The organism is Rhizobium sp. PRIMUS64, from assembly GCF_023006465.1.
GTDB classification, from domain to species: Bacteria; Pseudomonadota; Alphaproteobacteria; order Rhizobiales; family Rhizobiaceae; genus Rhizobium; species Rhizobium leguminosarum.
In genome coordinates, this window is the sequence record NZ_JALBGX010000020.1 from 1 (window position 1) to 23,148 (window position 23,148).

Consider the following 23,148-nt stretch of genomic DNA (forward strand, 5'->3'; position numbering starts at 1 on the left):
TGAAGGCCGCAGGTTCAAATCCTGCCCCCGCAACCAGATACACAAAGGCCCGCCTCGTGCGGGCTTTTGTGTATCTCGTAACGGGTCGAGGATTTAACGCCTCCTCAGGGGGCCGCCAAGAAGGCGAAGCCGACGCAGCGGGACAGAAACTTCAAATCCTGCCCCCGCAACCAAATCCCAAATATACGAACATTGACACACAAATGCCCGCCACTCCGGCGGGCTTTTTTGTGTCTAGTCTACGGTACATCGCAGCAACAACCCTCAGGCGCGGGCGACGCCTCTCGCTGAGATGACGGCCCCGGTTCCAGCTGGCGATGGTCTCCGGCATTACGTCCGTCTTGCGTGCGGCGGGCTCGGCACTCATGCGGATCCGCTCGAGGGAAATACCCGCCTTGGCGATATAGTTGAGCGCGGCTGGATTGATTGAACGCGGCCGCTCTTGGAGCGGTCGCGAACCGCATTGCGTTTAATAGGACCACGCTTCGGGACAATCTAACAAATCCGGTCACTTACTCAAAACTCAAGACCAGCGTGCTCTCAAGGGCCGGATTCGCCTACTCGCCCTGTCGTAGGTTGCGAAGTCGGTCGAAAAGGACGGCAAGCACGATTGCCCCACCGATAAAGCATCCTTGCCAGAATGCGTTGATGCCGAGCAGACCAAGACTGTTGCGGATGACCTCGATAAGTGCGGCGCCGACCAGGGCTCCAAAGGCGGTGCCGACGCCGCCAGCCAGATTGGCGCCGCCGATAACCGCGGCGGCAATGACCTGAAGTTCCATTCCGGCGCCGATGTTTGTGGTGACAGCGCCGAGCCAGCCGGTTTGAATGATGCCGGCAACCCCCGCGGACAGGGCAGAAATCATATAGACGATGACCTTGATCCTCGGCACGGGAACGCCCGTCAGTGTCGCGGCGTGCTCATTGCCGCCGATGGCAAAGACATAGCGGCCGAACTTGGTCCAGCGCAGCACGAAACCGGTGATGAGTGCCAGCACGACCATGTAAAGCACTGGATTGGCGATGCCGAAAACCCAGGCGCCGCCACCCAGCGCCAGTAGCTTGTCGTGATCAGGTCCGAACTGGAAAACGACTGTGTTGTTGGACGCAACCATCGCAAGGCTGCGCGCAATCGACAACATGCCGAGCGTGACCACGAAAGGTGGGAAGCCGAGATAGGCAATCAATGCACCGTTGAAAGCTCCGACCAAAAGAGCAGTACCGATTGAGGCGGCGATGCCGACTTCAATGCTGTATCCCGCATGCATGACGACCGCCAGCACCATGCTGCACAGGCAAAGCACGGAGCCAACGGACAAATCGATGCCGCCGGTGATGATGACCAGCGTCATGCCTAGCGCGATAATGGCGACGAAAGTGACGTTGCGGGTGATGTTGTAGATGTTCTTCGCCGTTGCAAAGGAGTCCGTCGCCATCGACAGAAAAATGCAGGCGAGAATGACGGCAATCAGCACCCAGAATGTCTGGCCGCCCATGATCGTCGCAAGCCAGCTGCGTTGCTTCTGTCCGATCGTCTGGTCAAGTGTAATCGCCATCGTCGACCTTCTTCCTTCCTGTTGCAACGGATAGCATCGATCACACCTGTTCGATGGCGCCGGTGATCAGTCCCGTCACTTCCTCCGGCGAACTTGCCGCAATCTGCTTGTCGGCTACTTTTCTGCCTCGCCGCATCACGATCACGCGGTCGGCGACCGAAAAGACGTCGGGCATGCGGTGGCTGATCAGGACAACGACAATACCCCGGTCCCGCAATTGGCGGATCAGATTCAGAACTTCAGCCACCTGGCGCACGGAAATGGCTGCTGTCGGCTCGTCCATCAATACGATTTTCGCTTCAGACAGCATCGTGCGGCCGATCGCTACCGCTTGCCGCTGGCCACCCGACATTTGCTTGACGAGATCGCGGGCCCGCGTCTCGGATTTGAGTTCGCGAAATATCTCGCTGGCGCGCTTGTACATGCTCTTGTGGTCGAGGATGCGAAGAGGCCATACCCCGCGGCGCAATTCTCGGCCAAGGAACACGTTGGCTGCCGCCGTCAGATTGTTGCAGAGCGCCAAGTCCTGGTGAACGATCTCAATGCCATGCTGGCGCGCTTCCTTCGGCTGATGAAGCACGAGATCGGCGCCGTCGAGCCGCATGGTTCCATGGCTCGGTCGAAAGTTGCCGGCAATCATCTTCACCAGTGTGGACTTGCCAGCCCCGTTGTCGCCCATGAGGCCGACAACCTGACCCGCTTCGAGCGAAAACGAAACATCGTTGACTGCCTGGATGGCACCGAAATGTTTGGAAATATTGCTGAGCTCAAGAACTGCCACCAGCCTCCGCGCCTCCCAAAACCTGCGGGCTATCCATCGCTCCCAACCCTGCTTGTCTTCGACGCAAGGCTCCGGCGCGTTCGCCTTTCCAATATCCTCCCAGGAAAAACGATTGGGAGCATTTACGCAAAACCCTGCGACAGCGTCAACTCATTGTCCGGGCCATTGACCTTATTGTCGCAAAAATCTGTTTTGTCAGACAAATATCATTTGACGAGAGTGGCGCCCGGATATTAGCTATCAATGGGGGAGAAAGAGCATGCTAATCCTTGTTACCGGTGCGACGGGCAAGGTCGGGCGGCGCTTCATTGCTGGGCTGCTTGACGATCCGAGATTTTCCAAAGCCCGTGTTCGTGCGCTTTGTCATAATCGTTTGTACGAGGCGACCGACCGTGTCGACGTCATCCAGGGCTCGATCGCCGATCGCGATGTCGTGGCAGCGGCGCTGGATGCGGTTACCCATGTCGTGCATCTCGCCACATGCAAGGAAACGCCTGAAGACATCATGGATGTCACGGTCAAAGGTCTCTTTTGGCTGCTCGAGGAGTTCCGTACGAGCGTCACGGCACGCCAGTTCATCCTGATCGGCGGTGATGCGGGGGTGGGACATTTCCACCATCGCCACGACGGCCCGATCACCGAGAACGCCCGCCATTCTGCCTATCCGGGAAGCTATGCGCTCTCCAAAGTCCTGGAAGAGGTCATGCTGGAGCAGTTTGGCATTCAGTACGGCCTCAATGGGTGTTGTCTGCGCGCGCCCTGGATCATGGAAAAGGACGATTTCAAGTATTCGCTGTCTTTTGGAGACGACGTCTTTGGCGGCCCAGACTGGAAGACGCTCGTTCCGGAGGACGCGGCGCGGCGTTATGCAGCGATGGGTACGGTGCCGCTGCTGCTCGATGCCGACGGGCGTCCGCTGAAACGCAATTTCGTGCATGTCGACGACCTCGTCTCGGCAATACTGGCAGCGATCGATAACCCCCGGGCAGAGCGGCAACTCTTCAATATCTGCATGGATCGACCAGTCGACTATGCTGAAGTCGCCGCCTATCTCCTGCGCACGCGCAATCTCGACTCCATCGACATACCAAGCCGCTTCCATTCCAATTGGATGGACAACAGCAAAGCGAAATACCTGCTGGATTGGCGGCCAAACTACGATCTCGAAATGCTTATCGACTCAGCCTGGCAATACGAGCGTTCGAAGGAGGAGGCTCGCATCGTCTGGTATCCGGGTTGATTTCGTGTGGCGGGCACGCGGTGTCCGTCTGTTTCAAGGGAGGAAACTATGAGGAAGGCATTACTACTTACAGCCGCAGTCTTAGCACTCACCGCCGGGCAGGCCTTGGCCAAGAAGCAACTCGTCATCGTCGTCAAGGGCCTCGACAATCCGTTCTTCGAAGCAATCAATCAAGGTTGCCAGAAATGGAACAAGGAGAACCCCACGGCGGAATACGAGTGCTTCTACACCGGCCCGGCATCGACATCCGATGAAGCCGGCGAAGCGCAGATCGTTCAGGATATGTTGGGCAAGGCAGACACGGCTGCAATCGCAATATCGCCGTCAAATGCGAAGCTCATCGCCCAAACCCTCAAGACCGCCAATCCAACGGTTCCGGTGATGACGCTAGATGCCGATCTTGCCGCCGAGGATGCAGCCTTGCGCAAGACCTATCTTGGCACCGACAATTATCTGATGGGCGCCCGCATCGGGGAGTACATCAAGAAGGCCAAGCCGAAGGGCGGTAAGATCTGCACGATCGAAGGCAATCCGGGAGCAGACAATATTCTACGCCGCGCACAAGGGATGCGCGACACGCTCACTGGCCAGAAGGGCTTGACTGCGCTGAAAGGCGAGGGTGGTTGGACCGAAGTTGCCGGCTGCCCGGTGTTCACCAATGACAACGGTGCCGCGGGTGTTCAGGCAATGACCGATATTCTCGCGGCCAATCCCGACTTGGACGCATTCGGTATTATGGGTGGCTGGCCATTGTTCGGTGCGCCGCAACCATATCGCGACCTGTTCAAACCGATGGCCGAGAAGATCGCTAGCAATGATTTCGTCATTGGTGCGGCCGACACGATCGGCGACGAGGTTGCCATTGCGAAGGAAGGTCTGGTGACTGCGCTCGTCGGCCAGCGGCCATTCGAGATGGGCTACAAGGCACCTTCGGTGATGATGGATCTGATTGCCGGCAAGCCGGTCGAAGATCCAGTCTTCACCGGGCTCGATGAGTGCACGAAGGATACAGTCGATACCTGCATTCAAAAGTAGGTTCAAAGTTTGGCGGCACTCGGTTCACGGGTGCCGCCGACTGTCCGCACGAGACGGATCGAAAGATCCGCAGGCTTGACGTGCCTTGGATTCCGCGCTTTTTGCGCAGGGTCAATCGCAGGCGACTTCCTCGTTATTACGATTGTTTTGATCATACGTGCAGACAGTCGAAAGAATGCTGAGGCAGTAGAAATAAATGCCTGACAAGAAATCGGGAAAGCCGACGGCTCCGGTCGAGGTGGCGGCGGTTGACCGCTCGGCCACCACAAGGCGCCCAAATGCTCCCCGCATGACTGGGGCGAGTGTGCATGTGTCCTTAGCGGGCGAGATCGGTCTGCGAATCGTGCGTGGCGATTATCCGCCGGGCACGATTCTGCCAAATGAAGCAAAATGGTCGGAAGTCTTTGACGTCAGCCGATCGGCGGTTCGCGAAGCTATCAAGATGTTGATGGCAAAGGGCCTGCTTTCCTCTCGTCCGAAAATCGGCAGCTGGGTGGAGCCCAAGGAACGTTGGAACCTTCTGGATAGAGATGTCTTGGGCTGGTATGCCGCATCTCCCGATCGGGAATCCTTTCTGAGGGCCGTGCAAGAACTCAGGCATATGATCGAACCGGAAGCGACTGCGCTTGCTGCGGAACGCCGAACCGAAGAGCAGATGAATGCGATCAGCCAGGCCCTGCATGACATGGCTCGGGCGACATCGCTCCAGCAGCGAACGGAATCCGATGCGCGATTTCACATCGCGATCCTGCGCGCCTCCGGAAATGATCTGCTGGTGCCGCTCGGCGTATTGATCGAATCGGCGCTGAACCACCTCTTCGCCCATGTCACGCGGGAGGAAGACAACTTGCGATATGCGCTGAAGCTTCATGAAAATATTGAGAAAAGCATCCGATTGCAGCGGCCGAACATGGCGCGCAACGCAGTCCGCAAGGTGCTGGCAAATACCGATCAAATCATAGCACGGTGGTCGCGATAGAAATCTGCATCCAGCCCGGCTCAGGCTGCTAGGCCCGCGTGGTACCTTCGCCGACTCCGGATGTAACGCAAAGCAGATCCGCGCTTCGGCGGTCGTCTATAAATATTGAAATTACAGGCCTCCGTAGTTTCAGTCCGCCGCAACCAAATCCACAAAAGATGCGCTATCAAGCGGGTTTTTTGCGTCTAATGTCCGGTGATCGCCCGGGTTGAGTTCCCTGAGGCCAGTCTTTCTTCGAGATCGTTCCGCACCTCGGCAAGATTGCGCCAGGTCATCAGATCGAGAAATTCCATGGAGGCCACGATGCTGGCGATGAGGCCACGCACCTGCAACGCCCCCGGCTGATGGCGGGTGTCTCGCCGATCAGGCGTTTCTCGACAAGTTGGAGGACGATCGGAATGGGCATCCGTTTTGCATCCTCTTCGCGCCCGTTGCGGGCTCGGAATCGGCTTGCACCACGCCGGAGACCGGCTCTGGCAACATACCTCGAGGTTATTCCCTGAACCGCAACGTTAGGGATCTTTGCTTCTGCGCTGCAGGCGACCGATGAGGGGGAGGACAGCCGCGGTCGGCAAGAATGCGACAAGAGTGAGCAACTTGGCTGAAATGCCAGGGACAACGCGGCGACGGCCCGAGTTGAATCCTCTCCAGGCCCGCTCAGCGACATATTCAGCGTCCAACTTGGGCAATATCTTGAAGAGAGCCGCCCGGTTCGCGCCAGCCTTTTCGAGGAATTCGGTGGACACCGGTCCGGGCGCGACACATGTCACCGTAACGCCAAAGCGGCGCACTTCCTGATGGAGCGCGTCCGAAAAAGAGTGCACGAAACCCTTGCTTGCGTAGTACAACGCCATATACGGCCCGGGAAACAAACCCGCTATAGAGCCGAGATTGATCACGCCGCCACGTCCGCGCGCAAGCATTCCGGGCAGGAAGCGAAGGGTCAAGTCCGTCAGGGCGCGTATATTGAGATCGACGATCCCAAGCTGATCGTTGAGGGGGAGTAATGTTGCTGCGCCTCGCAGGCCATACCCGGCACTGTTGACCAGCACGCCGCAGACCAAATCATTGGCGGTTAGAAAAGCCTCAAGACGCTCGGACGCGTCGGTTGCAAGCAGATCCAGTTCCAGCGTGAAGGCCTCACCGCCGGCCTGCTGTACCTCGGCCGCCGCAGCGGTGAGGCCTTCAGGCGAGCGCGCGATGAGCACGACGACGTTGCGGTCGCGTGCGGCAACCTTTGCGATTGCTCGTCCAATGCCGCGGGAACCGCCAACCACGACCACAGCCGAACGGAACTCGTTGTGCGGGGTCACTTCGATGTTCCTACCGACGGCATGATGGTCGCGGCTCCCCTGTGGACGAGGCTATTTACTTCGTCGGTGACCTCGCCATTCAAGATCCTTTCGAATCGTTCCAATGCCCGTGCCACATTCGCTCCATCCATAACCCTGTGGTCGTAGTGAATGCGGACAGTAACCGATCCATCCTCGCCGATCGGGCCGTAGTTGAAAAGTGTGGTCAGCGGACTGAGAGGGTTGAGAGACTCCGCTCCGAGACCCGAATAGACAGACAGTTGGAAGGTGCCGAAATAGCGCGCTCGCTTCCGTCCTATATTGAGTCCGAGCCACATGAGCAGCCACCTCACAGGGGCAGGTGCGCGAGCAAGCTCCAGAGAGCGCCGAAACTCCTTGATCTCCAGAACCGGAAGTGACCTCGCTGAACGGATCAGCGTCTCCAGCTCGGGGATTGAGCGTTGCTCGGGACCTTTGATGGTGCTCAGCAGAACGACCCGTTCTCCGTCATGCTCGCGCTCATGGGCAATGGAGGCCACGCTGGCCGGATATTCATAGAGCTGTGGCCACGGAAACTTGATGTAAGCGCGCCGCAATTCAGGAATTTCTTGAGAGAGCAGAGCGTATCCCTTCAAGAAAAGCACCGTCCAGGACGGCCGGGCATCCGCTCCGTCTCTTGCATCCAGGAGGGGCCGAACGTTCATTTGCCGCTGGACCGTCACACGCGGCACCCCGATCGAGAATCTCATCAGATCTCCGACAAGGCGTCGCGATGCCGAGAGCTTGATCGTTCGGCCTCTCATCTTGCCACCTCTAATAAAGATAAGGGATGATGCGCTTGGTCTTCGCCATATACGCTTGATATTGCGGACCGAAAACTTCCAGCATCATACGTTCTTCCTTGTCCACCCTTAGGAAGAATAGAACGGTGAAACCGATCAGGCCCGCCATGCCTGCCACCCAGTTCGGCAGCAGAAACACTTGTGAAAGCCCCATCAAAAGGAACGACGTGTACATGGGGTGGCGGACAAGGGCGTACGGGCCAGCGCATATCAATTCGTGCTGCTGGCGGATCTCCAGCGTAATCGACCAGTTTCGTCCTAATTGCTTGTGGGTTCTTCGAAAGACCCACATCGCGGCGCAGAAGAGTATTGTCCCGATCACGACGGCCCACAAATGGGCGGTATAGTTGGCTGCCTCAGGGATGCCGGTCGCGACGTAAAATCCCGGCACGATCGCAAGTCCTGCGAGGGCTGCCGCAAGTCCGACCGCCTCCGAACCGGTACGGCGTTTACTGACGACCGGCACTCGCTTTGCGCGACGCTCAAATGGGTATCGAATGATGCACCAGGCAACAATTCCGAGAACCCAGACGCCCTCGCCGACGACGGCTGCTGATAAGTTCAAATCAAGTCACCAGAACCTTTCCATAATCTGCCTTCTTGGATGCCCCGGTAATCAACCTGTATTCATCTCCCGAAGGTTTGTAATGAACTGTTGCGGCCTTAGCCAAATGCTGGGCGCCTTATAACCCATGTGCCGTGCGATATCCGCCACAAAGGCATTGCAGTTGTATACCGATGCCTCCCAGAGACGAGAGGTTGCCTGCAGTTTGCGTATATACGCAACTGTGTCGTTATATTCATTATCACTCAGCATCACACGCCAGCTTGCTGATCTGTACTGCTCTTCCAGGTCACCGTCCGTCGCTCCGGTCGAGGCCGGAACCGGTATGAAGTGGCCTATTACATACTGCGCGGCATCGGGAGAAGCTGGGGCAAGCCCTGCAACTTCGGGATTGATCATATTTCCGTTTTTATCCGCCTGCCCAAAAACGACGTAGGTGTGGCCGTAGGTCAGCGCATAGCGTGAGCGGAATTCGATGAAATGCCGATTTGATTTGTTTTCAGCCGTATTGGTTGGAGCTACGCCTCTGCCGTTGGATGTATAATGCGGTAAAGGCCTTTTGTCTTCTGTCTGGCATGACGATGCCACGAACGCCAACATAACAACTAGCGACACACCGCCTCTTCCAAGCGCCATCACTAAGCTCCATATGCAGGCCCTGACGAATGCGAGCCCGAAGTCAGCATATAAAAATGCCACTCTTGCGCTGTGAGTTACGAAGGAGCGCAGCTTGGCGGTTTATGTAAGAAGAGGAAGGGTCTATGTGACCCTTCCTAAGAATCAAACCCGATATGCTACTTGTAGACTGCTTCTGCCGGCGGTGGGGCCTTCCCCTTGCCTTTGCCAATCGACCCGCAAGCACTCAGATTGGCCACCGCAAACATCGCAACGATTACAATTAGAATTCTGCTCATCAGGAAGTCCTCTCCTCATCATGGAATAGCCTTTCAGGCTACACCTTAAAGTTTAGCGACAATCAGTACCCTGGATAGGGCAGACATGATGCAACATGCAACGAATCTACATTAGCAGATACATATTGCTATGGCCAACCCCGCGATTTCAAATGGTAAACACCATCAGATGACAACCACGCGCGTGCCTACGCGTGCACGGGAGTAGAGGTCGACGATGTTTGTGTTCGTCAGGCGAATACACCCATTCGAAACGGCACGGCCTATCGACCAGGGGGCATTCGTTCCGTGCAACCGGAACAGGGTATCTTCTCCTCCTTGGTAGAGGTAGAGGGCCGCTGCACCGAGAGGGTTGAGCGGTCCTCCCGGTATCCCATCGGCATACTTGGCCAGCCGGGGCTTGCGCTGAATCATGTCATTGGTGGGCTTCCACGAAGGCCACTCTGCCTTATAGCCGATGGTAGCCTCGCCCTTGAAACTCAGTCCTTCCTCACCGACGGCAACGCCATAGCGAGTCGCCAGTCCGTCTGCCTCCACGAAGTAAAGGTAGCGGCTCGCCGTATCGACGACGATAGTTCCGGGCGGTTCACTCCCCGTATACGCGACCTCCTGTCGTCGATAGCGGGGATCGGCATCCGGATCCCTCGCGAATCGGTAGCCCAGTGGCGGGCCATCGCCCGAAGTACATCCAGAAAGCATCAGAGCCAGGCTCCCCAGCACGAGCCCCCGGCGTGTAATATGCTGTTTGTCCATTTCCACCTGCCAAGTAACTCCGTCGATCCCGTTCATTCCAAATTAGCCCGTTCATTCCAAATTAGATTGCGACATCTTTTGATAAAGACACTCAACTCTGTGGAGGATGAGTTCGCAACACTGGCAACATCTCAAGCTGCGCAATACCATGCCCTTCTATTTATCCGTGAAACCCCTTGCATCAATAATCGCGCCGATCGAATATTAGCATATCAACAAGGACAGAGACGATGAAGCTTTGCCTGGAAGGAAAAATCGCGATCGTAACGGGCGCAGGTTCCGGAATTGGTGCCGCCGTTTCCCGACACCTCGCTGAGGAGGGTGCCGAGGTTGTTGTCGCCGATATCAATGCTGACGCAGCACACACGATTGCCGCCGCAATCAGATCAGAGGGAGGCCGCGCCCGTGAATTTGTCGTCGATGTCAGTGACAGTGAAAGTGTGCAGAGACTTGTCGATTTTACCGTCGAGACATGTGGCGGCTTGAATCTGGCGGTCAATAATGCGGGAATCGATGGGATGCGCGCAGCGGTCGCAGACTATCCGCTCGATAATTGGCACAAGGTGATGAACGTCAATCTGAACGGCGTCTTCTATTGCATGAAGTCCGAAATTGGCGCGATGCTGAAGCTGGGCGGCGGTGCAATCGTGAATATGTCTTCCACTCTCGGGACCGTTGGATTGCCCACCGCGGCGGCATACACCGCGGCCAAGCACGGGGTTGTTGGACTGACGAAAGTCTCAGCGATGGAGTATGCGAGATTGGGTATCCGCATAAATGCCGTCGGTCCCGGCTGGATCGAAACGCCACTTTTGTCAGAGCATCTTGAGGCGGCGAGTACGCGACGCATGGCATCGCTTCAACCAATGGGCAGGCGTGGAAAACCGGAAGAGGTCGCGACTCTTGTGTGTTTCCTCCTGTCCGAGCAGGCCAGCTTCATCACTGGGGTGCACTATTTGGTGGACGGGGCCTATACCGCTCACTGAAGAAAGGCCTTGAGAAGATGCGACGATGTCCAACCTGCCTCTATTTTGCCCGACGGTGTGGGTGACCGGGATAGCTCATGTTTTACACGACATCGCGGTCCCTCCGGTGATCCTGTCGGCTATCGCCATGTAGGCTACGTTGGAGGTTCTCACGAATAGCAAGACCGGACATGACGGCCATCGCCGCTAACGGGGCGAGATGAGGCGTGGATTGTGTCGGAGAGTTTGCGGTCGGCGCGATGATGGATGACGGTGTGGAGCGTGCCAGACTGAGGCCGAACATACTGTCGTCGTGGCGAACGATGGCGCGGTGTGGCAAGCGCATGTCTCCGAATGCGCCGTTCATCTCCGGCTCCGTCGGCAGGTGCAGAGAACGAGCCGCCAGGGGCACTTCCACCAGTTTCGTCGCTGCCTTCGGAAACCGCGATCATCTGCTAGCGGGAGAAGAGCGAGTGGTCACAGGGCGCGAAAGGATAGGTGGAAATAATTGCGGTGCATTCCGTTGGTGACTTTCAGGAGCTTCAAATCTCAGCGCAAATCGGGCCCCAGGCAACCAAGCTTCTCCTAGATGACCAAAAGAGAGCCCCCCGACAAGGGGGCGTGTGCCGGACCGTAGCTGAGATTGGAAATAGCGCGCAACAACCGAATCGAAGTCGGAATACGCGCTGCTTTTGCGAGGTTTTCGATCCAAGCTCTTCCATCATGCAAACCCCTCGCTAATCTCGGCTCTTCAAAGAGAAGGCAAGGACGTAGTCGCCGATATCCTTCGAATAGGGTGCGCCGCCAACCGATATCAGGACATATTGCTTGCCTGTTTTCGGTGAGACATAGGTCATGGGCGTCGCGCTCGAGCCGACCGGCAGGGGATATTTCCAGAGCTCGGTACCGTTCTCGGCGTCATAGGCGCGGATATAATAATCCTGGAAACCAGCGAAAAAGACGACACCGCCGGCGGTCGCCGACGTGCCGGCGTAGCTCGGCAGACCCATCGGCATAGGCAGCTTGGTTTTGATCTTGAACGGCCCGAGTTCTTCGGCTGTGCCGGCCGGAACCTGCCATGCGATCTTGCGGGTGCTGAGATCCACTGCGGTGACGGTACCGAAGGGCGGCTGCGTGCAGGGAACGCGGAGCCTCGACGTCCACATTTCGGTGGCCATGGCGTAAGGTGTGCCTCGTTGCGGTGCCGAGGGGCCGTGCGCCGTCGTGGTGAGGGCAAAGTCGACATACTCCTCGCGCGGAATGAGTGCGAAGAGACTGGGCACGCGGATATCGTTCATGAAGACCCGGTTGTTGGGCAGATCGACCGACACGCTTCCCCAATTGAGGCCCCCCAGATTTCCCGGCTGCTGGATCGCATACTGCGTGCCGATCGGGGTGAAATCGCCGTCGTAGCGCATCTTGCGGAATGCGATGCGGCATGCCAGCTGATCGAACATCGTCAGGCCCCAGGCCGTCTGCTCCGTCACGCGCTCCGCACCGATTGTCGGCATGCCGACGGAGTAGGGCTGCGTCGGGGAGAGTTTCTCTTCCGGCGCGCCACCGTCCTGCGAAACCGGCTTCTCCTCAACTTCGGCAAGCGGTGTGCCGGTCCGGCGGTCGAGGAGAAAAAGCTGCCCGCGTTTGGTGGTCTGCAGGAGAGCAGGCACGGTGGCGCCATTACCGTCAGGCAGGTCGATCAGGACCGGTTGGGCCGGCAGGTCATAGTCCCAGATATCGTGATGCACGGTCTGGAATTTCCATTTCTCGCGACCCGTCGTCACATCGAGCGCCACCAATGTCGCGTTATACTGATCGGCGAAACCAGGGCGATTGACGCCGTAATAATCCGGGGTGGTATTGCCAAGCGGCGCATAGATGAGACCGAGCTTGTCGTCGAATGCGGCCGTCGTCCACATGTTGGGGGTGGCCCGCGTATAAGTCTGGCCCTCCGGCGGGAGTTTGGTGATCTCAGGGTTGCCGAGATCCCATGCCCATTCGAGCTCGCCGGTGACCACGTTGAACGCGCGGATGACGCCCGAAGGTTCGCCGATCTCCTGATTGTCCGTGACCCAGCCTCCGACGACGATCAGGTTGCGGGCAATCAGCGGCGCCGATGTCTGGAAATAATAGCCTGTCTTGACTTCGCCCATGCCCTGGGAAAGCTGCACGGTGCCGTTGTCTCCGAAGCTCTTGCAGGGAACGCCAGTCTTGCTGTCGATCTCCAGGAGACGGGCATCAATCGTCGTCTGCACCAAACGCTCGTTGCAAGGACCATCGGCGGATTGCGCTTCTTGCGGCATCTTGTAGTAACCGAGACCGCGGCAGCGCTGCCAGTAAGGCGCCGTCGCCTTGGGGTCGAAGGTCCAGCGGGGTTTGCCTGTATCTGCATCGAGCGCTGCGATCACATCTGTCGGCGTGCAGGTGTAGACCGTATCGCCGATCTGCAGAGGCGTGTTCTGATCGGCGCCATCGCTTTTTCCGGTGCGATATGTCCAGGCAAGATCGAGCTTGGACACGTTGCCGCGGTTGATCTGATCGAATGGGGAATAACGGTCTCCTGCCGTAGTGCGGCCATAGGATGTCCAGTCGGAGGGAGCGTTGTCGCCCGTGGCGGGCTTGTAGGCGGTGATGTCGGCGGATGGGCGGATGACGCCGTGCGGTACGAAGCTGAGACCGAAACCCGCGACAAAGATGAGAGCGGTCACCAAGGCGCCGGCATAAAAGACCTTCCGGTTGGCGCTCGGGGAACGCGACGGCGCAAACAGAAACGCAAAGCCTGCCAGCGCGATGGGGGACATCAAGCGGGCAAAAAGCGCCCAAAAATTAAGACCCGACTCCCATAGCGCCCAGGGAAGGGTGAAGACGGCGACAAGCAGCACGATGAGGCTGCCGGATATCTTCCGGCGCCACAGCAGAAACGCGCCAACCACATAAGAAACCCCAACGATCGCGTAATAGGGGGAGCCGCCGAGGCGTAGCAGCCAGGCACCGCCTCCGATCAGCCCCAATCCGATAAAGGCGAGAACAAGACAAAATAGGGTAGCCAGAAATTTCATAGTCTCCTCATCCAATCCGCCGCCCGATCACCTGGATTCCAACTCCGACAGTCGCAGGGCACCTCGGGAAGCGCAGGGCCATGGGTTGATGGTCAGAGATGCGTCTTCGGGAGAGGGGTGCTCTCTCGTTCAATTTTTACCTGATGTACCTGTGGTCACTGACACGCGGCCCCGATCCGGCAATGATGCCGCCGCTACTCTGCAGCAACGGCTTGCCATTCCAAATCGAGTCAATACTTCTGAAAGGGGCACAGATGTTTCTCGGCGAAAAGCTTTATCAAGCGAACGGGCGACCGACAGGATTCGATTATATGCGATTACTGTTAGCCTTTTCAGTGCTTTGGATACATACGGCCCGCGTTACGTACGGCGATGACCTGTTTCTCTGGGAGTCACCTTTCCGCCCTGTTATCAAGTCAGTGCTGCCCATGTTCTTTGTCCTGAGCGGGTTCCTGGTGGCTGGCAGTCTTGAACGATCGAAGACATTGATCTCCTTCCTCGGTAACCGATTTATCCGGATCTACCCTGCTCTTGCGGTTGAGGTATTGCTGGCTGCCTTTATACTCGGAGCGATCTATACAGAGTATGACCTGCGTGACTATTTCACCGATCCTCAGTTCTTTACATATCTGATGAATGTCACAGGGCACATTCACTTCAATCTTCCCGGGGTATTCCTGGATAATCCTGATGCCGCGATGGTGAACGGGCAGCTCTGGACGGTGCCCTTCGAGCTTGAGTGCTATGCGGTGATCGCCGTCCTCTTTGTGCTCGGCGTCGTCAGGCGGCGGGTGATTGCCCTTATCGCAACGCCGGCCTTGATCATAAGCTTCGGTATCGCAAGATATTGGAAACATGAAAGCGATTGGGCGAATATGCCGACGACTGCGTCAGGCAATCTGCTCATTTGTGCTTTTCTTGTGGGGGTGACCTTCTATCTCTACAAGGACAAGGTTCTTTGGGATGTTAGAATTTTCCTCGCCTCGGTGGCATTCATACTATGGGCCTATTGGTTCACCTCCTTTGGGGACTTCGTTGCCATTCCGGCCATAGGCTATGTCACAGTCTTCCTTGGCCTCACCTCGCCCCGCAAGCTTGGCGTCCTGCGTGGAGCCGACTACTCCTACGGCGTCTTCCTCTATGGCTATCCGATCCAACAGGCATTCGTAGCGCTCGGGCCTTGGGCGCATAACTGGTGGCTGAACGGCATTGTCTGCAGCATCATTGCCACTTGCTTTGCCGCCTTCTCGTGGAGATTCATCGAAAAGCCAGCGCTGAAATTGAGGAAGCAAGTCACCTGGCTGGAAAACTTCAGGCTCCAACGCGGCACAAAACGGCAACTGGCCGGCGCAGTCTCGAAATAGGCTTGTCTTGTCGATACCGGCCTCGAGGCAATTCCATCGCAGGTGCTTAATCGACAAAGAGGTCAGCAGGGCTCGCCATCGCCGCGAGCCCTGTTTTGTTGTTGCCTGTCCCATCACCACTGATGAACACCCGGTCCGTCATAGGGGCCGAGTTCTGCGTAGGCTGTTACCCAACCCTGAGACCGTCGATGTCACATGCTTGCCGGGAAAGCGTAACCCCGACGGTGGCGACCGCATATGCGCTGATCCTAGAGCCTTTCCTGGTCAGATTGCAGCATTCTGTTGGCTCAAACGGAGTCGGATGGTCGACCGGCCGGCGCGCGTCGTAGCCAAGCTCTACGGCCAAGCCGGCCGGTCGATCAGCCGGCCCGTTTCAGCCAACCCTCTCGCAGATTTGCCGGGCAAATCTGCAAGACTTTAGAATCGCCGGACGCACCTATTGCTTCGCATGGCGAAGCAGTGCGGCCGGTGGGCCGGGCATCTTTGCGCCAGGATCAGAGGCGATCGGCTCGGACGTACCAAGAGGTATGCCCTTCGCCAATCGCCTCTGCCCTGACGAAAACCTGCTCCGGCAGAATGCTGCAATCTGACCAGGAAAGGCTCTAGGCCTACTAAACTTATTCTTTCGGAAAATGAATGTTCAGTTCGGCAAGAGAATGCCGTAACCGCATCCCCGGCTTCTGTATAAGCCTTCGATGCCTAAATCTTTCCAGCCGCTATATCCATGAATTTCTTGGTTTTTGACGATGGAGTGGCCATGGCGGATGAATAGTCGAATATTCTCCGGCGTGGCTCAGCCGAGTTATTGGGCGGGTGTTAGCAATATTTTAACCGTAATGGATAAAATACTTTGATCGGACTTCGTTCTGACTTTGGGTTTTGTCATGTCATTGAGGGCTGACGGTGGCTTGAAGGAGGTGTGAAGAGAGGAACGGAATAATGCTGAACAGCACGCTCATCGTGGTTGCCGTCTCCATCGCCGCCGGAGCGACCATTCGCGCTTGGGCCTTTGCAACCTTCGCATTTCTGGTGGTCGCGGCCTTGGGCGCCGTGACCCTGCTAAAAGGCTCCTCCTTGACGGAAGCGATCGTTTCTTGCCTCGAAGTGCTTGTGTTGATGGAGATGTGCTATCTGGCGGGTCTATTCGCCTTCTCGTTGTGGGGGCATAATCAAAAGCGCCGGAAAAAGAACTCGATCGCCGATCGCTCCCATGTCACAGGCAAGCGTCCTCATGGATAATGACTGAGGCGGCAGGATGCTCGGTGTTTGCGCTATGTCAGGATGTCTAAAGGGCGGCGCAATCTTTCAGATTTGTTCCTCACGCTTTAGATCTTTATTTCCAACCCATGTCGTTATCGCAAAACCGCTGCACGCTTTTGCGCGACATGCTTCAGGAGTCCACCCTGGGCAGTAGGGCCTGCCGGGACAGCAGGGCGGAGAGTGTTTTTGCCATGATCGCAAAATCCAGCGCGAGCGTCCATTTGGACAAATACTCGACGTCGAGGGAAACTCTATTCTGATAGCTGACGTCGTTGCGCCCGCTGGTCTGCCAAGGGCCAGTCAGGCCGGGGCGGACGGCCATGTAGGCGTAAGCATGTTCACCGTAACGCGACAGCTCTTCTTTGGTAATGGCGCGAGGCCCGACGAGGCTCATTTGACCCAGCAACACGTTGATCAATTGCGGAAGCTTGTCGAGGCTCGATCGTCTCAAAATACCGCCGACGACAGTGACCTGCGCTTTGGCCGTTGCGTCGGCTCTTATCGTACGAAACTCGAGGCAACCAAACTCTTTTCCCTTATAACCGAGCCGACGATGGGAATTGAATACAAGCCCCCAATCACTTAGCGTTATGATGACTGCAACCGACAGAAGGAGCGGCGACAGAAGGAATAAGACACTTGCCGCAATGATGATGTCCAATGCACGCTTCAGAATTCTGCTGATCCTATGGGATTGTGACGAATTGAATGGACGCCTTTCCTGTCGAACCCTGGCGAAATCCCGCCAAGGTTTGGTTGGGTTGACGCCCTGATTTTTTCCCGCCATCCGCGTCTCCGTTAGACAGACCCCAGAAATCACAGCAAAAGCTTGTTTTAATGCAAGTTTTATGTCTGTGACCGAGGTCATAATCTTTAATAAATTCTTTATACTCTAAAGAAATTCTTTTGACTATTTAAAATATTACCTTTGTTATTGAAATATATAACGGAGGCTTCATTCAGATTTATTTTATATTCTTATATTACTATTATGGTTGTTAACTTATTCTACGGGTAAGCAATTGTCATAAATTGTATAAAAACCGTCGCGCAGCTTCAAGGAGTTTCTTGGGATAGAATTCAATATGAATTTTATTATATATAAATGTGAGGAGTCGTCATGATTATGTATAGTTTAAACACGAGATTTTTATTATATTACTGTTTGACTTTATAATTTAACGCATTACGAATGTCGCTCAAGACAGTAAATCAATTAGTCTGCGTGGAGTTACGCGTATGGACGGGGCGATTAGCATCAGAGACAACAGGACTAGAGGAGGCGCGGCGCCGATAGGCGAAGCGGTTACTTGTGGGCCTGTTGGTATTGTTTACGGCGGCCGGGCCGATTTGGATCACGACTTTCCGTTTTGCCGCTCAAGTATTCGAAAGTTTCGCCGCGGTGAGGTTATTGCCAGCGCCGGTGTCCTCATCGACATGTTCGCCCGCGTACAGCGCGGAATGGTGAGCGCAAGCACGCCGCTTGCCGATGGACGAGAGTTCATCGTCGAAATCATTCCTAAAGGTGGCTTGATCGGCGAATTGGAGGTGCTGCGCAAGCAGTCTCTCAGCCTGGAATATCGAGCCTCCTCGGACTGCGAACTGCATTATTTCGACGGTCGGTTGCTGCGGGACTTGTGTGCGAACGATCCGCAATTTCAGGTGAAGATCTTGTCGAAGGCACTGGCGCGCGTTTCCGAACTCGAGCTGCGGATCATTTCCAACGCCGGATCGAGTCTAAGGCAGAGACTGGCCCGGACGCTGCTGCGTCTTTCTGCCTTGTACAGAATGGATGCGCAGAATAGCGGCGACGAGTTGATCATCTCCCAACATGACCTGGCCGCGACGCTGCCGGCGTCGCGCGAGAAGGTCAACCAATGCCTGCGGCGTTTGCGCGAGAGCAAAGTGGTCGACGGGACACAGGGCAAAATCCGCATTCTCAATCGGAAGGCGCTGGAGGCTTACGCTGAGGGTGTGACGTCCCTCGCTTGAGACGTCGCGGTGATAAAAACAAAAGAGCAGAAAGCCTCAACAGAACCCGCCACCGGCGGGTTCTGTGTTTGAATGGCTGTGGGTGTTGATAGTCGGACGAAGCAGGGCTGAAAGACCAAATTGGCGTTTTTGCCCCCATATCTTAGTGACGTTTTGCCCAAACGGCCGCGCAATTTGCGCGACATGCTCTAGATTTCGCTCTCGGAAGCATTCCTCCAGTATTTCCACCCTTCACCCTGTATGAGCCCGTGATCGGACAGGTCCTTCCAGCTTCTGTAGGTGCCCGTATCGTCATAGACGAAGTCATCCATGTCCTTGCCCGAGGAGTATACGGTGTATTCCTCCGTATGTTGGGACAGGTGTGCCGCGTCGGCAACCTTGTGCACGAAGGTCGACAGGAACTTGAAATGCAGAAGGGCGCCGGATACGCCGAGCGCTCCGCGCATGTCGCCCAAATTCAGGGAGAGTGGCCAGACCTGGTGCGATGATTTGAGAAACAGACGTTCACCCTGGACATAGACGAGAGGTATCTTGTTAAGCGCGGGGCCGTCCCAGAGCCGGTCGTGGAAATAGACCCTCCCGCGAACGCCGCCCTTGATCCATATTGTCCCGTTGCGTTCGTCGAAATGCGCGACATATCCGGATCGGTCGAAGAGATTGCAGACCTCGAGCGGGTTGCGACCGGGTTCGCAGATGTTTTCAAGAACGGGATGCGGGCTGTACATGTCGATCATGACCGAGCGGAGGGAGTGGCCGCCCATGGAATCGATATAGGCGGTCAATTGATCAATCGGCCGGGTGTCGCAATGGGGATAGACCAGAAATTCATCTGCATCAACATACAGGACCCACTTCTCCCGGCAGTGCCGGTTGATGACTTCGTTGATCCAGTCGTTTCCGAATCTCGCCGCCTTGTAGGACCCATGAGCCGAAAGAAGAGAGACATCGTCGAAGCTGGACAGCAACTCAGCCGTGCCGTCGGTGGAGCCGTTATCGATGCAGATGAAGTGCTCGAAGCCGAGATTACGATAATACTGCAGGAAGAAGGCCAGCCGGTGCCCTTCGTCGCGGATGACGCAGATGACGACGTGGCGCGCCTGCTTGAGCCCGCTGCGCAGCAGGTCATAGCGAACCTGCCGAGCCTTGAGCGACCGGCGCAGGCGGGCTTTCACGTAATGCGAGATACTGGCGGCGGAAGCCCTATAACTCATATTCTGTCCTGAACATTATCCATTCCTGGAATGAATGGATGAATACTTGCGCTTCCGTCTGCAAATCCACGGCTCGACCGGCGACGCTGAGTTCAGTCACGCGGACATTCAGGTCGGACCAACCATACATCATCATACTGCGTAATCGCCAACCAGCAGGCTCTGGACCCGAGGATTGGATCCGTCTTTCTCAATTGCGTGTTCGATGCGTGCCCGTATCGACCTGTATTTATACAGCATCTTACGGTCGAAGCTTATTCCGCGATACAGCGAGTTGTAAATCGGATGTGCTTTGCGCAGGTCGACGTAGACCTGGCTTTCCTTATCGGTCCATGGAAAGAAGGTTCCGTGCCATGGCTTCGGATGCGCCATATAATGGACGATCGACAAGGAGGACATGTTCACCAGATGAAGGAACTGTTTGGGAAAGTTCCAGCGGTTCGATACGAGGATGAGCGCTGAACCGCAGACATAATTCAATGCGCCCTGATCATGTTTGCCCTCGCAGGCCTCGGGATTTTTAGCAAAAAGCTCAAGCGCCTCCTGCCCGATCCAGCCGTTGCGATGGAATTTCAGGACTCCCGCGTTGAAATAGTGGCTGCTGCTTCCAGTATCGAGGAAGTCATGGATCGCCGTATAATCTCGCGCCGCGAAAAACCGGCCCTCTGGCACCGTGGCGCTTTCGAACGCACCGAGATCGCTGACGATCTGGGTATCACCGTCGAGGTAGATGATCTGAGTATAATTGTCAGGCAGGATCTCGCAAAGGACCAGTTTGGCCATCGTGCTGACGCTGATGCGTCCCTGGAAATGCGAACTGTCGAGTTTGCCGAGCGAATCCTGCAGCGCTTCGGTCGCATCGATCAGTATGACACTGCTCCTTGCAAGCAAGGCCTTCAGCTCCCCGAAATTATCGAGATGTTCCGACAAGAGGACGCAGACATCGGTCGCGGGGCTTGCGAATTTGCGAGCCTGAAGCGCCGAGAGAATAGTCGGAAATGAATACTCGACATCCGTAACGTAGACGACGCACTGATTGTTCATGTCATCACCCTTCCGATTGTCCGCAATACAAATGAATCGGCATTGTCTTTCCAGTCGAGGGAACAGTTGTGAATTGCGCTGACGGGTCTGTCATATGAAGGCCCTGTTCGGTATATATAGCCGGCGTCCAGACCGGTGGAGCTGAATCGGTGTCTGGCTGCCGGCGGCTTTTGTGTGTTTCATTGTTGAGATATTCGCCATGAAGAGTGCCTTGCCTGTCACAGGGCTGTGTTTCGACTTCTTGTTTCGCGGTACGACGATTGCTGCCGGGACCCTTGTCGGAATGCGGAGGGAAGGGGGATTGTCATGCTGATCACCGCGCTCGTGGCAACCGTGATTTCGATCGCTGCCGGGGCTGCCATCCGGGCCTGGGCTTTCGCAATTTTTGCATTCCTCGTGGCAATCGGCTTCGGCAGCGTGGCTTTTGCCGACGGGTCTTCGGTGACCGTGGGCGCGCTCTCCGGTATCGCCATCCTCGCGCTCATGGAAATCGGCTATCTGGCAGGCGCGTTCCTGTCGGGGCTTTTGCGGCGTAGTGCCAGGCTGCGGGAAAACAATTCCGTCGCAGATAGCGTCGCGACCACCACTGAGCGCCCGCAAGGCTAATGTTGGCATAGAACCTGCAGCATATCCTTGTGCGGATGACCTTGCCGGAGCGCATTCGTCCGACCGGCCACTTTTACACGCGATCCTTGAAAGACGCGGCGCGGCCAGCCGAGGTCGACCCAGTGCCGACATGCCGATGGCTTGACGAGATCGCCATCCCGCGCGGTGGCTGAGCTTCACAGCGGGCCTCATCGTGTTGAAAACATCGGGGCTCTCGGCAGAGATGTCGATGTCTCCAGTGGGGTTCGGTTGGCAAGCGATCGGTTTGCGCGCCGTGGTGCGATATTGGTTGCCGCCAGGCAGCCGGCCGCCAGACCCGCCGTCGTGCTGAACAGCAAGCCGAGATCGGTACCGCTTCCCGATATCGCCGCCGAGGCGACCTGCGCGATGGATGCCATAACCGCAGCGTTTCCGATCGCGCGGATCTCCCGATCGCCTGACATATGCCGGCCGGAGGCTCTCACAAGGCTGTACAGGAAGGCGGCGAAGAGAAGAGTGCCGGTCAATCCGACATTGGAGAGCAATGCAGCGATGAAGCTCGAGGCTCGAACCGTGCCGAGCCCGGCGCCGAAGGTGGCTGTATCGACGAATGCGATCAATGCCAGCGTGTTCCAGGCAGTGCGCTCTTCGCCGGATTGCGATTGAAGCTTGTCCGACAAGGTGGTGTTCACCAGGCCGGCGATGGAATCCCACGCATCGGGGACAAGGCTTAGCGCGACGATCCCGCAGGGAATCAAGAATAGCGTGATCACCAGGAGTGTCACGTGCGGGGTCGCGGCCGGGCCGCTGATCAGTCGTTTCAAGCAATACAGTACGAACATGCAGACAACGAAGATGCCGGCGATATAGGCGGTTGTCGACGTGCAAAGGACGATCGTCGGGCCGATGAAAAGCGTTGCAAGTCCGGCCATACGGCTTTGGATGCGCTCCAGCCAGAGCATGAGCGTGAAGGAAAAATAGGCCAATGCGACCGCGCCATAAGTGCTTGCTTCCGGGAACGGACCGACGATGCGTTTGAAGCCGCTGATCGTCTCGGCCGTATGCATCGTATAATTCGCATTTCTGATGACATCGAGCAGGTAGGACTGGTCGGTCAGAAACGTTCCGATATCGATCAGCGCCAGGGCAAAACATACGATCGAGGCCACGATCAACTGCAGTGCGATGAAACGGGCATAGCCGAGCCTGGTAAGCCCCGAGACGACGGCAAAGCAGGCGAGGTCGCCAAGCAGATAGACGGACTGGCTGAGATTGGACGAACCCGGCGACAGGGGAGCGGCCACCGTCGACATCATGCCCGTGGCGTCTCGTGCAGAGGAGTAGACGAGGGTCGCCCCTGCAAAGATGCGGGGCAAAAAGAAAGACGATGCCACGGAAAACAGGATGTAGGCGGCAAACCAGAAACCGGGACCCGGATAGGCGATGCTGGCCAGCATGGCCTGTGTTTGAGCCGGGCGCAGCAGGGCGGCGGCCACGAGAAAAAGCACCAGAAGATGGCTCGGCTGGATGCTGCTGCCGCCGAGCGCGGGCAATTGGAGAGCCGCCGCCGCCCCCAGCAGCGTCGACAGGCAAAGGGTCGCAATCGCAAATCGCGCGCCGTTGACCATGCCGAGCAGGCCAAGCAGCAGAACGATGAAACCGATCGGTTCTATCGACATGCTTCAAATCCCGATCCGGACGGCGAGCGGCGGAG

Annotated in this window: 22 protein-coding genes and 1 pseudogene; 8 read left to right on the forward strand and 15 right to left on the reverse strand. The window is 56.7% G+C overall.

Annotation, left to right across the window (positions count from 1 at the left end):
- Nucleotides 1-265: 265 nt before the first annotated feature.
- The 3 genes and pseudogenes from MOV76_RS40060 to MOV76_RS11100 all read right to left on the reverse strand — a co-directional run.
- A pseudogene (locus MOV76_RS40060) lies at nucleotides 266-430 on the reverse strand (cellulose biosynthesis protein); the annotation flags it as partial.
- A gap of 127 nt (nucleotides 431-557) precedes the next feature.
- Nucleotides 558-1,556: an ABC transporter permease gene (locus tag MOV76_RS11095; RefSeq protein ID WP_018446950.1), complete on the reverse strand. Its 999-nt coding sequence runs from the start codon at nucleotides 1,554-1,556 to the stop codon at nucleotides 558-560.
- A 40-nt stretch (nucleotides 1,557-1,596) separates the two neighbouring features.
- Entirely contained in the window at nucleotides 1,597-2,337 is a 741-nt protein-coding gene (locus MOV76_RS11100) for an ATP-binding cassette domain-containing protein (protein WP_018243386.1), read from the reverse strand.
- 259 nt (nucleotides 2,338-2,596) lie between these two features.
- Here MOV76_RS11100 and MOV76_RS11105 point away from each other — a divergent pair, with 259 nt between their 5' ends.
- The 3 genes from MOV76_RS11105 (at nucleotide 2,597) to MOV76_RS11115 (ending at nucleotide 5,591) form a co-directional block, all read left to right on the forward strand.
- Nucleotides 2,597-3,577, forward strand: a complete 981-nt coding sequence (locus MOV76_RS11105; protein ID WP_247264514.1) for an NAD(P)-dependent oxidoreductase — start codon at nucleotides 2,597-2,599, stop codon at nucleotides 3,575-3,577.
- 48 nt (nucleotides 3,578-3,625) lie between these two features.
- Nucleotides 3,626-4,612, forward strand: a complete 987-nt coding sequence (locus MOV76_RS11110) for a substrate-binding domain-containing protein (RefSeq protein WP_018243384.1) — start codon at nucleotides 3,626-3,628, stop codon at nucleotides 4,610-4,612.
- A 196-nt stretch (nucleotides 4,613-4,808) separates the two neighbouring features.
- Nucleotides 4,809-5,591: a FadR/GntR family transcriptional regulator gene (locus tag MOV76_RS11115; RefSeq protein WP_247264515.1), complete on the forward strand. Its 783-nt coding sequence runs from the start codon at nucleotides 4,809-4,811 to the stop codon at nucleotides 5,589-5,591.
- A gap of 185 nt (nucleotides 5,592-5,776) precedes the next feature.
- Here MOV76_RS11115 and MOV76_RS11120 read toward each other — a convergent pair whose 3' ends face one another.
- The 7 genes from MOV76_RS11120 to MOV76_RS11150 form a co-directional block, all read right to left on the reverse strand.
- Complete coding sequence (locus tag MOV76_RS11120; protein WP_247264516.1) at nucleotides 5,777-5,917, reverse strand: hypothetical protein; 141 nt, start codon at nucleotides 5,915-5,917, stop codon at nucleotides 5,777-5,779.
- A gap of 186 nt (nucleotides 5,918-6,103) precedes the next feature.
- Nucleotides 6,104-6,904: an SDR family oxidoreductase gene (locus MOV76_RS11125; RefSeq protein WP_247264517.1), complete on the reverse strand. Its 801-nt coding sequence runs from the start codon at nucleotides 6,902-6,904 to the stop codon at nucleotides 6,104-6,106.
- The gene (locus tag MOV76_RS11130; protein WP_018243381.1) at nucleotides 6,901-7,686 is read right to left on the reverse strand and encodes a hypothetical protein; all 786 of its coding nucleotides are present in this window, start codon (nucleotides 7,684-7,686) and stop codon (nucleotides 6,901-6,903) included. The genes MOV76_RS11125 and MOV76_RS11130 overlap by 4 nt, the downstream gene beginning before the upstream one ends.
- A 10-nt stretch (nucleotides 7,687-7,696) precedes the next feature.
- Nucleotides 7,697-8,290, reverse strand: coding sequence for a protein-S-isoprenylcysteine O-methyltransferase (locus MOV76_RS11135; RefSeq protein WP_018243380.1), 594 nt, complete (start codon nucleotides 8,288-8,290; stop codon nucleotides 7,697-7,699).
- Between the two features lie 51 nt (nucleotides 8,291-8,341).
- Nucleotides 8,342-8,926, reverse strand: coding sequence for a hypothetical protein (locus MOV76_RS11140; RefSeq protein WP_018243379.1), 585 nt, complete (start codon nucleotides 8,924-8,926; stop codon nucleotides 8,342-8,344).
- A gap of 158 nt (nucleotides 8,927-9,084) precedes the next feature.
- On the reverse strand, nucleotides 9,085-9,204 hold the full coding sequence (locus tag MOV76_RS11145; RefSeq protein WP_018243378.1) for a hypothetical protein: 120 nt from the start codon (nucleotides 9,202-9,204) through the stop codon (nucleotides 9,085-9,087).
- A 165-nt stretch (nucleotides 9,205-9,369) separates the two neighbouring features.
- Complete coding sequence (locus MOV76_RS11150) at nucleotides 9,370-9,957, reverse strand: L,D-transpeptidase (RefSeq protein ID WP_026188513.1); 588 nt, start codon at nucleotides 9,955-9,957, stop codon at nucleotides 9,370-9,372.
- Nucleotides 9,958-10,187: 230 nt separating this feature from the next.
- Here MOV76_RS11150 and MOV76_RS11155 point away from each other — a divergent pair, with 230 nt between their 5' ends.
- Complete coding sequence (locus MOV76_RS11155) at nucleotides 10,188-10,943, forward strand: SDR family NAD(P)-dependent oxidoreductase (protein ID WP_247264518.1); 756 nt, start codon at nucleotides 10,188-10,190, stop codon at nucleotides 10,941-10,943.
- Nucleotides 10,944-11,659: 716 nt separating this feature from the next.
- Here MOV76_RS11155 and MOV76_RS11160 read toward each other — a convergent pair.
- On the reverse strand, nucleotides 11,660-13,978 hold the full coding sequence (locus MOV76_RS11160; RefSeq protein WP_247264519.1) for a membrane-bound PQQ-dependent dehydrogenase, glucose/quinate/shikimate family: 2,319 nt from the start codon (nucleotides 13,976-13,978) through the stop codon (nucleotides 11,660-11,662).
- Between the two features lie 143 nt (nucleotides 13,979-14,121).
- On the opposite strand from MOV76_RS11160, the gene MOV76_RS11165 reads away from it, so the two are divergent.
- Nucleotides 14,122-15,342: an acyltransferase gene (locus tag MOV76_RS11165; protein ID WP_247264537.1), complete on the forward strand. Its 1,221-nt coding sequence runs from the start codon at nucleotides 14,122-14,124 to the stop codon at nucleotides 15,340-15,342.
- A 939-nt stretch (nucleotides 15,343-16,281) separates the two neighbouring features.
- Nucleotides 16,282-16,581 carry a hypothetical protein gene (locus MOV76_RS11170; protein ID WP_018446942.1) on the forward strand — a complete coding sequence of 100 codons (300 nt, stop codon included), beginning with the start codon at nucleotides 16,282-16,284 and terminating at the stop codon, nucleotides 16,579-16,581.
- Between the two features lie 151 nt (nucleotides 16,582-16,732).
- Here the strand turns inward: MOV76_RS11170 and MOV76_RS11175 are convergent, their stop codons facing one another.
- Nucleotides 16,733-17,389: a sugar transferase gene (locus MOV76_RS11175; RefSeq protein ID WP_247264520.1), complete on the reverse strand. Its 657-nt coding sequence runs from the start codon at nucleotides 17,387-17,389 to the stop codon at nucleotides 16,733-16,735.
- Between the two features lie 452 nt (nucleotides 17,390-17,841).
- Here MOV76_RS11175 and MOV76_RS11180 point away from each other — a divergent pair, with 452 nt between their 5' ends.
- The gene (locus MOV76_RS11180; RefSeq protein ID WP_247264521.1) at nucleotides 17,842-18,594 is read left to right on the forward strand and encodes a Crp/Fnr family transcriptional regulator; all 753 of its coding nucleotides are present in this window, start codon (nucleotides 17,842-17,844) and stop codon (nucleotides 18,592-18,594) included.
- A 188-nt stretch (nucleotides 18,595-18,782) separates the two neighbouring features.
- Here MOV76_RS11180 and MOV76_RS11185 read toward each other — a convergent pair whose 3' ends face one another.
- Both MOV76_RS11185 and MOV76_RS11190 read right to left on the reverse strand, forming a co-directional pair.
- Complete coding sequence (locus MOV76_RS11185) at nucleotides 18,783-19,805, reverse strand: glycosyltransferase family 2 protein (protein WP_018446939.1); 1,023 nt, start codon at nucleotides 19,803-19,805, stop codon at nucleotides 18,783-18,785.
- Between the two features lie 132 nt (nucleotides 19,806-19,937).
- On the reverse strand, nucleotides 19,938-20,849 hold the full coding sequence (locus MOV76_RS11190; RefSeq protein ID WP_018243369.1) for a glycosyltransferase: 912 nt from the start codon (nucleotides 20,847-20,849) through the stop codon (nucleotides 19,938-19,940).
- A 306-nt stretch (nucleotides 20,850-21,155) separates the two neighbouring features.
- Here MOV76_RS11190 and MOV76_RS11195 point away from each other — a divergent pair, with 306 nt between their 5' ends.
- A complete protein-coding gene (locus tag MOV76_RS11195; protein WP_026188511.1) occupies nucleotides 21,156-21,455 on the forward strand; it encodes a hypothetical protein in 300 nt (99 codons plus the stop codon).
- Between the two features lie 188 nt (nucleotides 21,456-21,643).
- Here MOV76_RS11195 and MOV76_RS11200 read toward each other — a convergent pair whose 3' ends face one another.
- Complete coding sequence (locus MOV76_RS11200) at nucleotides 21,644-23,113, reverse strand: hypothetical protein (protein WP_018446936.1); 1,470 nt, start codon at nucleotides 23,111-23,113, stop codon at nucleotides 21,644-21,646.
- Between the last annotated feature and the right edge of the window lie 35 nt (nucleotides 23,114-23,148).

What these genes read in the sequence shown, in the direction of transcription:
- MOV76_RS11095 (WP_018446950.1), bottom strand. Translation starts at nt 1,556, where the DNA reads ATGGCGATTACACTTGACCAGACGATCGGACAGAAGCAACGCAGCTGG.
- MOV76_RS11105 (WP_247264514.1), top strand. Translation starts at nt 2,597, where the DNA reads ATGCTAATCCTTGTTACCGGTGCGACGGGCAAGGTCGGGCGGCGCTTC.
- MOV76_RS11110 (WP_018243384.1), top strand. Translation starts at nt 3,626, where the DNA reads ATGAGGAAGGCATTACTACTTACAGCCGCAGTCTTAGCACTCACCGCC.
- MOV76_RS11115 (WP_247264515.1), top strand. Translation starts at nt 4,809, where the DNA reads ATGCCTGACAAGAAATCGGGAAAGCCGACGGCTCCGGTCGAGGTGGCG.
- MOV76_RS11130 (WP_018243381.1), bottom strand. Translation starts at nt 7,686, where the DNA reads ATGAGAGGCCGAACGATCAAGCTCTCGGCATCGCGACGCCTTGTCGGA.
- MOV76_RS11140 (WP_018243379.1), bottom strand. Translation starts at nt 8,926, where the DNA reads ATGGCGCTTGGAAGAGGCGGTGTGTCGCTAGTTGTTATGTTGGCGTTC.
- MOV76_RS11145 (WP_018243378.1), bottom strand. Translation starts at nt 9,204, where the DNA reads ATGAGCAGAATTCTAATTGTAATCGTTGCGATGTTTGCGGTGGCCAAT.
- MOV76_RS11150 (WP_026188513.1), bottom strand. Translation starts at nt 9,957, where the DNA reads ATGGACAAACAGCATATTACACGCCGGGGGCTCGTGCTGGGGAGCCTG.
- MOV76_RS11155 (WP_247264518.1), top strand. Translation starts at nt 10,188, where the DNA reads ATGAAGCTTTGCCTGGAAGGAAAAATCGCGATCGTAACGGGCGCAGGT.
- MOV76_RS11160 (WP_247264519.1), bottom strand. Translation starts at nt 13,978, where the DNA reads ATGAAATTTCTGGCTACCCTATTTTGTCTTGTTCTCGCCTTTATCGGA.
- MOV76_RS11165 (WP_247264537.1), top strand. Translation starts at nt 14,122, where the DNA reads ATGTACCTGTGGTCACTGACACGCGGCCCCGATCCGGCAATGATGCCG.
- MOV76_RS11170 (WP_018446942.1), top strand. Translation starts at nt 16,282, where the DNA reads ATGCTGAACAGCACGCTCATCGTGGTTGCCGTCTCCATCGCCGCCGGA.
- MOV76_RS11175 (WP_247264520.1), bottom strand. Translation starts at nt 17,389, where the DNA reads ATGGCGGGAAAAAATCAGGGCGTCAACCCAACCAAACCTTGGCGGGAT.
- MOV76_RS11180 (WP_247264521.1), top strand. Translation starts at nt 17,842, where the DNA reads ATGGACGGGGCGATTAGCATCAGAGACAACAGGACTAGAGGAGGCGCG.
- MOV76_RS11185 (WP_018446939.1), bottom strand. Translation starts at nt 19,805, where the DNA reads ATGAGTTATAGGGCTTCCGCCGCCAGTATCTCGCATTACGTGAAAGCC.
- MOV76_RS11190 (WP_018243369.1), bottom strand. Translation starts at nt 20,849, where the DNA reads ATGAACAATCAGTGCGTCGTCTACGTTACGGATGTCGAGTATTCATTT.
- MOV76_RS11195 (WP_026188511.1), top strand. Translation starts at nt 21,156, where the DNA reads ATGCTGATCACCGCGCTCGTGGCAACCGTGATTTCGATCGCTGCCGGG.
- MOV76_RS11200 (WP_018446936.1), bottom strand. Translation starts at nt 23,113, where the DNA reads ATGTCGATAGAACCGATCGGTTTCATCGTTCTGCTGCTTGGCCTGCTC.